At 62.5% G+C, this 5,121-nt stretch carries 5 protein-coding genes and 1 tRNA gene; 1 reads left to right on the forward strand and 5 read right to left on the reverse strand.

Annotation, left to right across the window (positions count from 1 at the left end; genetic code table 11):
- From IFS44_RS21345 to IFS44_RS21355, 3 genes are all read right to left on the reverse strand, one after another.
- Positions 1-1,251 (reverse strand): hypothetical protein (locus IFS44_RS21345; RefSeq protein WP_197977999.1); only part of this gene is annotated, 1,251 nt, incomplete at its 3' end.
- 321 nt (positions 1,252-1,572) lie between these two features.
- Positions 1,573-1,679: transfer RNA gene (locus tag IFS44_RS21350), tRNA-OTHER, on the reverse strand.
- Positions 1,670-2,122, reverse strand: a complete 453-nt coding sequence (locus tag IFS44_RS21355; protein WP_192100107.1) for a helix-turn-helix domain-containing protein — start codon at positions 2,120-2,122, stop codon at positions 1,670-1,672. Before IFS44_RS21355 ends, IFS44_RS21350 begins: the two co-directional genes overlap by 10 nt.
- A gap of 223 nt (positions 2,123-2,345) precedes the next feature.
- Between IFS44_RS21355 and IFS44_RS21360 the strand changes: the two genes are divergently transcribed.
- The gene (locus IFS44_RS21360) at positions 2,346-3,014 is read left to right on the forward strand and encodes a hypothetical protein (RefSeq protein WP_192100109.1); all 669 of its coding nucleotides are present in this window, start codon (positions 2,346-2,348) and stop codon (positions 3,012-3,014) included.
- On the opposite strand, the gene IFS44_RS21365 is transcribed toward IFS44_RS21360, so the two are convergent.
- Together IFS44_RS21365 and IFS44_RS21370 are read right to left on the reverse strand one after the other, a co-directional pair.
- Positions 3,003-3,422, reverse strand: coding sequence for a hypothetical protein (locus IFS44_RS21365; RefSeq protein WP_192100111.1), 420 nt, complete (start codon positions 3,420-3,422; stop codon positions 3,003-3,005). The two genes, IFS44_RS21360 and IFS44_RS21365, sit on opposite strands and share 12 nt — an antisense overlap.
- Before the next feature lie 125 nt (positions 3,423-3,547).
- The gene (locus IFS44_RS21370) at positions 3,548-4,582 is read right to left on the reverse strand and encodes a replication initiation protein (RefSeq protein WP_192100113.1); all 1,035 of its coding nucleotides are present in this window, start codon (positions 4,580-4,582) and stop codon (positions 3,548-3,550) included.
- Positions 4,583-5,121: the final 539 nt, after the last annotated feature.

Here is a 5,121-nt window from a genome sequence, read left to right on the forward strand (position 1 = left end):
CGCGAGGTCGATGTCGACCGGGCCTGATGCCGGAATCGGAGCCGCGACTGGAGTCGAGGCATTCTCCGGCCCTCGGCTCAGTGCCACACGACCACGGGCAATCGCCGCGCTGGCCGCGTCGGCCATACGGCCGACCGAGCCGTCGCGGTCCACCAGCTTGCTGATCGTGGGCGACAGCTTTCGGAATGCGGCGATGATCGGCTCCAGCTCGGCGATCACAGCGGTCAGCAGGGTCGACTGCGTGGCGATCTGGCGATCCTTCACCTCGGCACGAACCCGCGAGAGGTTGAAGGTCTTCCGCTCGGTAGCGAGAGCGCGGACGGCGTCCGCATGAGCCGCCTCACGGTCCCTGACCGCCGCTGCGGCCAGCCGATCGGCCTCGGCCTTGCTCTCGCTCGCGATGCGGGCCGCGTCGGCCTTGGCAGTCTCCTCGGCATCCGCGAGGATCTGCGCGGCCTCGACACGAGCCGCGTCGAGCATGGCTGAGGCCGATGCCGACTTCTCGACGATCGCGACGCCCTCGGCCGTGGCCCAGGTCGCGAACTCGGCCCGGTCATCTGCGAGCTTGGCCTGATCCTTCGCCAGCTCGATCCTCTGCCCCGCGATCTCGGGCGACACCTGATCGTTGCCGACGGTCGTCTTCTCCACGCCGCGAGCAGCCTCGAACCCGCGCGCCGTCAGCCAAGCTGCCAGCTCGATCTGCAGCGCAGATCCCTGCGCCTGCATCGAGCCCTTCGCGCTGTCGGCACGATCCTCGATGCCGTGCTTCGCGGCGAGGGCCTTCGTGTGTTTGGTCAAGCTCATGGCGGGCTTGCTCGTCCGCTTCGTGACCTTCTCGTACCGAGGGGCCATGAACACATCGACGTTGTTGAGAGACCGCTCGTCACGGTCCATCCGGGCCGAGAACACGGCCTGTCCGCCGAACGTGTCCTGAGCGAACTGGACGACCAGCGCCAGCGCAGCCTCGGCCTGCTCCACGGTCTCGACCGGCACCGAATCCGGCAGCTTCACGAGCATATGCAGCGCCTTCGCCTTGGCCTCCGGGACGAAGGCGCCGGCAACGTGATCAGCCAGCCGATCGGGAAGCGCGAGCGGATCGCCGTCAACGCCCTCGGGCACCCACGTCAGGGACGGTTCGTCGCGAACCTTGCGGCTCTTCGCGGCATCATCGAGACGACGGCCATGCGTCTCCGCCGTCTTCAGGAGGGGCATGTTGAGCGCGTTGATGTGGGCCATGACCAGGTTCGACATGCCCGAGATTCTACGCGCTCAGGTATGACAAAAACAGGGGGCGAACATGCCATTCGGATTTTTCGTCAGAAAAAGACGACCCGCTAGTCTTTTTCTGTCACACCCCAAGAGGGGTATGACAGAAAAAGCGGGCCGGGGGGATCCCCGGAGTCCCCTCGCGCCTTTGGCGCGGCCTCATCCTGGCTATGCCGGACGAGACTGAAGAAGCACCCCTCCGGGCATCATGCTGACCGCACAGCGGCATCACGATGACAGATCGCCGGAGACTGAAAACCAAGCGGCCCGGGCAGATCAGGATCTGCCGGGGCCGGGTTTGGCTATCGGTACGCGGCTGGAGTTGAACCAGCACCTCGCCAGGCGTATGACCGGGTTGCACCCACGACCATACCTTAGAAATCCCAGCGCGCTCTTCCCTGAGCTACGCGTCCAAACTCTCCTTTCCCTTGAGTTGCAGGGAAAGATTCAAGTCCCGCGCAAGCTGCGCGGCGAGAGGGTCGAAGCGGAAGACCCGCCGCCCATCATCGAGAAATTCGCGGGTGATCAACCCTTGGCTCAGCATCTTCTGGGTCGAGCGCTGCACCGTGCGCTTCGTCACGCCCATCCGCTTCGCGATCGTCGTCGAGCGCGGATAGACGCCGTCCGCCGGACTCCACCAGTGCGCGAGCAGGTTGGTCAGGACCAACATGTCCGTAGCGGTCAGCTTCAGCTTCGTCTGGAGACGCAACAGCGCCATCGGGAGAGCGACGAAGCCCGACCCATCGGTCACAGCTCCCTGCCACTTCTCCTTCACCGTCACGGAAACCAGACCATCCTCAACCAAAGGCGGAGGAAGTGTGGGTTCCGGGGCCGTCTGATGGGCTTCCGTATCCATGCCGGCTCTAAAGCACACTTCTATCATCAATGTCGAGGGGTCTTTTCAATGGGTGACATCCATGACGCTTTTTCTGCTGGAGAATGGGCGCATGATCCCTCGAGTCCCTCTCCGGGACTCGTACAAAAAGGGAACCGATGTGTGAAAACAGGGAACTGTGTTAACACGCTACCATGCGCTGGATGCACTTAGTTCTTTATACCCCCGGTACGGACAAAGCCTGATGGTTGGCAGAGCAAACCGGTCCATCGGTCAAAAGGCAGCGCAGACGAACTACTACGCACCGCGTCAGGCCGAAGCGATCGGTCTACCGTTCACGCACATGGTCACGATCAATTTCGCATCGACCAACATCGACCCTCGTCTCGCAATCGAAGCATTTGCTCGTCTGCGCACCAATCACTTCGCAAAATGGGCTCGACGCCCACGCAAAGGGTGCGGGCCTGCGTTCGCGCCGACGTGGTCGTACGCCTTCGAGAACTCGCGAGGAGGTGTCCCCTTCACGACGATGGATCCTGGCGACCCTCACAACCTGCACGTTCACTGGTGCCTCCACATCCCCCCCACCCGTGTCCATGATTTCACCCTGAAGATCTGGGAATGGGTCGAGACAATAACGGGCGGCATCACAGGCGCAGCCGAGGCAATCGACATCCAAAGTGATCGAAACAACCACGGCTACCTGATCAAGGCGGCGTCAGAGGGGATCGTCGAAATCTACGGCCGAGGGGTGAAGGCGCGTGATGAAGGCGTCGTGATCGGCCTTCGTGCAGACAGTAGCCGCAACATCGGTCCGACTCGCCGACGCGAGAGAGATCGCGCCGAAGGCATCAAACGCCAGATGCCTGTTCGGCGACCAAAGCAGCACGTCGGAGCTGCTCTAGGATCCTGACCCATCGCGCCGCCAAGGCCAGAAGCTACGCTTCGGTGCGGGTGCATCGGTCGATGCTGGTAGTGGCACGGGCATGGTCTCGGGCGCCGCCAACGCCAACCGCTGAGCCTGTTCGCGCCATGCATCCCGGTCGGTCCTGACCTCGTCCAGCTGTTCCCGTAGCAACTGGACCTCGCGTCGATGGGCATCGTCTAGAAGGAGGTGTTCACGATGGGTATCGGATCGTTCACTCTCAACGGTTGCCGAGGGTTTCGGAGGGAACACCCGGAACAGTTCAGCCGGATCAATCTCGTATCCGGCCGTCGACTTCGCGACATAGCTGAGACGCCCTGACTTAAGGGCCTTGCTCAGGGTGGCCTTGCTGACGCCGGTCTCCTTGGCCGCTTGCCCCATCGTCAGTGTCGCCATCGTTCACCCCGTTCACGATCGTTCAGGGTGTAGTGTTAACACGTGTTCAGGGGTAACCCTAGGCGCCCGTCAGACGGTCACTTCCCCGCCGGTCCTGTAACCGGCCAGGTCCAGCATCAGGTTGATCACGGCGCCGGGCTCTGCTGCTTGCAGAAGCCGGCAAACATGGCCGTGACGTGCTCGCCCTTGAGCGGCTTTCCGCGCGCTCGCGCCCAGGCGACGAACTCGCGTTGGACTTCATCGATGTTGCGCGCGGGTGCCTTCAGGTTGGCCTTCGCGATCATCTCCCACGGCGTGTACCGGATCGTGCCGTGAGCCGGGAACTCCGCGACGACGGGTGCGGCGTCGGCGATCTGTTCCACCACGCCTTCCCGTCGTGCCTTCCGGCCGACGCGAGCCGATTCCAGTTCCCGGGACACAGCAGCACGTCCGGCGGGATCGAGTTCGCGCCAACGTAGAAGGACGCCCGTGATCTTGCGCCCGGTCTTCACCACGTCGTAGCTGACCTCGAGACCACTCAACTGGTTGACCTCGGCGATCGCCGGATCCAGCGCGCGTTGGCGAAAATGGACCCAAGCGACGAGCTTGTCGGGTTCAACGCCTAGCCGACGTCGGAGATCGTCGAGGTCGAAACGCTCCTGTTTCTTGAACTTGAGCCCGCCGCGCAACGAGACCAACTCGTACAACCGCAGGCTGTAACGTCCTTCAAAGGCGAGGATGGCCTTTCGAGAAAGCGCCGCCCAGTGGTTAGAGGTCGATAGAAGCACACGCATCACGGGCGAGAACTCCCACGACATCATCGCCGGATCGTCGTCGCCGTAGGTGTCCAGATCGCGCTCAAGATCGGCTAGCATGGGACCGACCTTCACGACCTTGCGCCCATGCTCGTTGGTGTAGCGCAGCTCCACGGCGGTCCTGGCAAGCTCGTGGGCCGTCTCGATGAACTCGCCTGTCGAGAGATGGAAGGCGTCGTTCAGATCAGCGATCGGCACCGAATGCCGAGTGTTCTGACAGGCGTCTGCGCCCGCTGCATGCACCAATAGGTGAAGCACCTTCGCCGCTCGGAGGCTCAGGGTCGCATTGTCGATGCGCAGATCTAGGATCTCGCCCGCCACCACCACCTGATCGGGGTGTCCCTGCCTATCGGCCATTGCCTGCATCGTACTCGCCATAGGCACAATATAAAGCACACATTTAAAGCACACAAGGTGTGATTAGTTTGTGTTATCACGCCCGTGATTTGTGTGCTTTGGCCCGCAATACGTGTGTTTTCGCCCGCAATACGTGTGCGTAACCGCCGTAATAGCCCGTGGAATCAGCCTTCCAGAGAGGACGAACCTTTGAACTCTTTGAACAAGAAGGAGAGCGACCGAAAAGAGCGGTCGCCTGCCACCGCATCACCGAACGACCAGCGTGTTGATTCCGTAGTGTGGACCGCCGCTTCGCTATTCTGATGTGAGCGTAGCGATCCCCAAGAAACGGGGTGTCTGCTGCATCGTTGTAGAGGCTCGGCGAGGGCTTGCGGGGGCGGAGGCGTCCATACCGCTACCGGTGCGCCTGTGGGTTTCCCAGAAGCCCGGAACGGGCTCCTGAGCCGTCCTAGCCCCTGCCCTTGGTCTTGTCGTTCGCCGCCTGGAGGGTCGCGAGGTCGATGTCGACCGGGCCTGATGCCGGAATCGGAGCCGCGACTGGAGTCGAG

Origin of the sequence: Sphingomonas sp. CFBP 13706 (assembly GCF_014842355.1) — a bacterium.
Classification (GTDB): Bacteria; Pseudomonadota; Alphaproteobacteria; order Sphingomonadales; family Sphingomonadaceae; genus Sphingomonas; species Sphingomonas aerolata.

Excerpts from the sequence above, each read along its gene's own strand:
- IFS44_RS21355 (WP_192100107.1), bottom strand. The coding sequence starts at position 2,122 with ATGGATACGGAAGCCCATCAGACGGCCCCGGAACCCACACTTCCTCCG.
- IFS44_RS21360 (WP_192100109.1), top strand. The coding sequence starts at position 2,346 with ATGGTTGGCAGAGCAAACCGGTCCATCGGTCAAAAGGCAGCGCAGACG.
- IFS44_RS21365 (WP_192100111.1), bottom strand. The coding sequence starts at position 3,422 with ATGGCGACACTGACGATGGGGCAAGCGGCCAAGGAGACCGGCGTCAGC.
- IFS44_RS21370 (WP_192100113.1), bottom strand. The coding sequence starts at position 4,582 with ATGCAGGCAATGGCCGATAGGCAGGGACACCCCGATCAGGTGGTGGTG.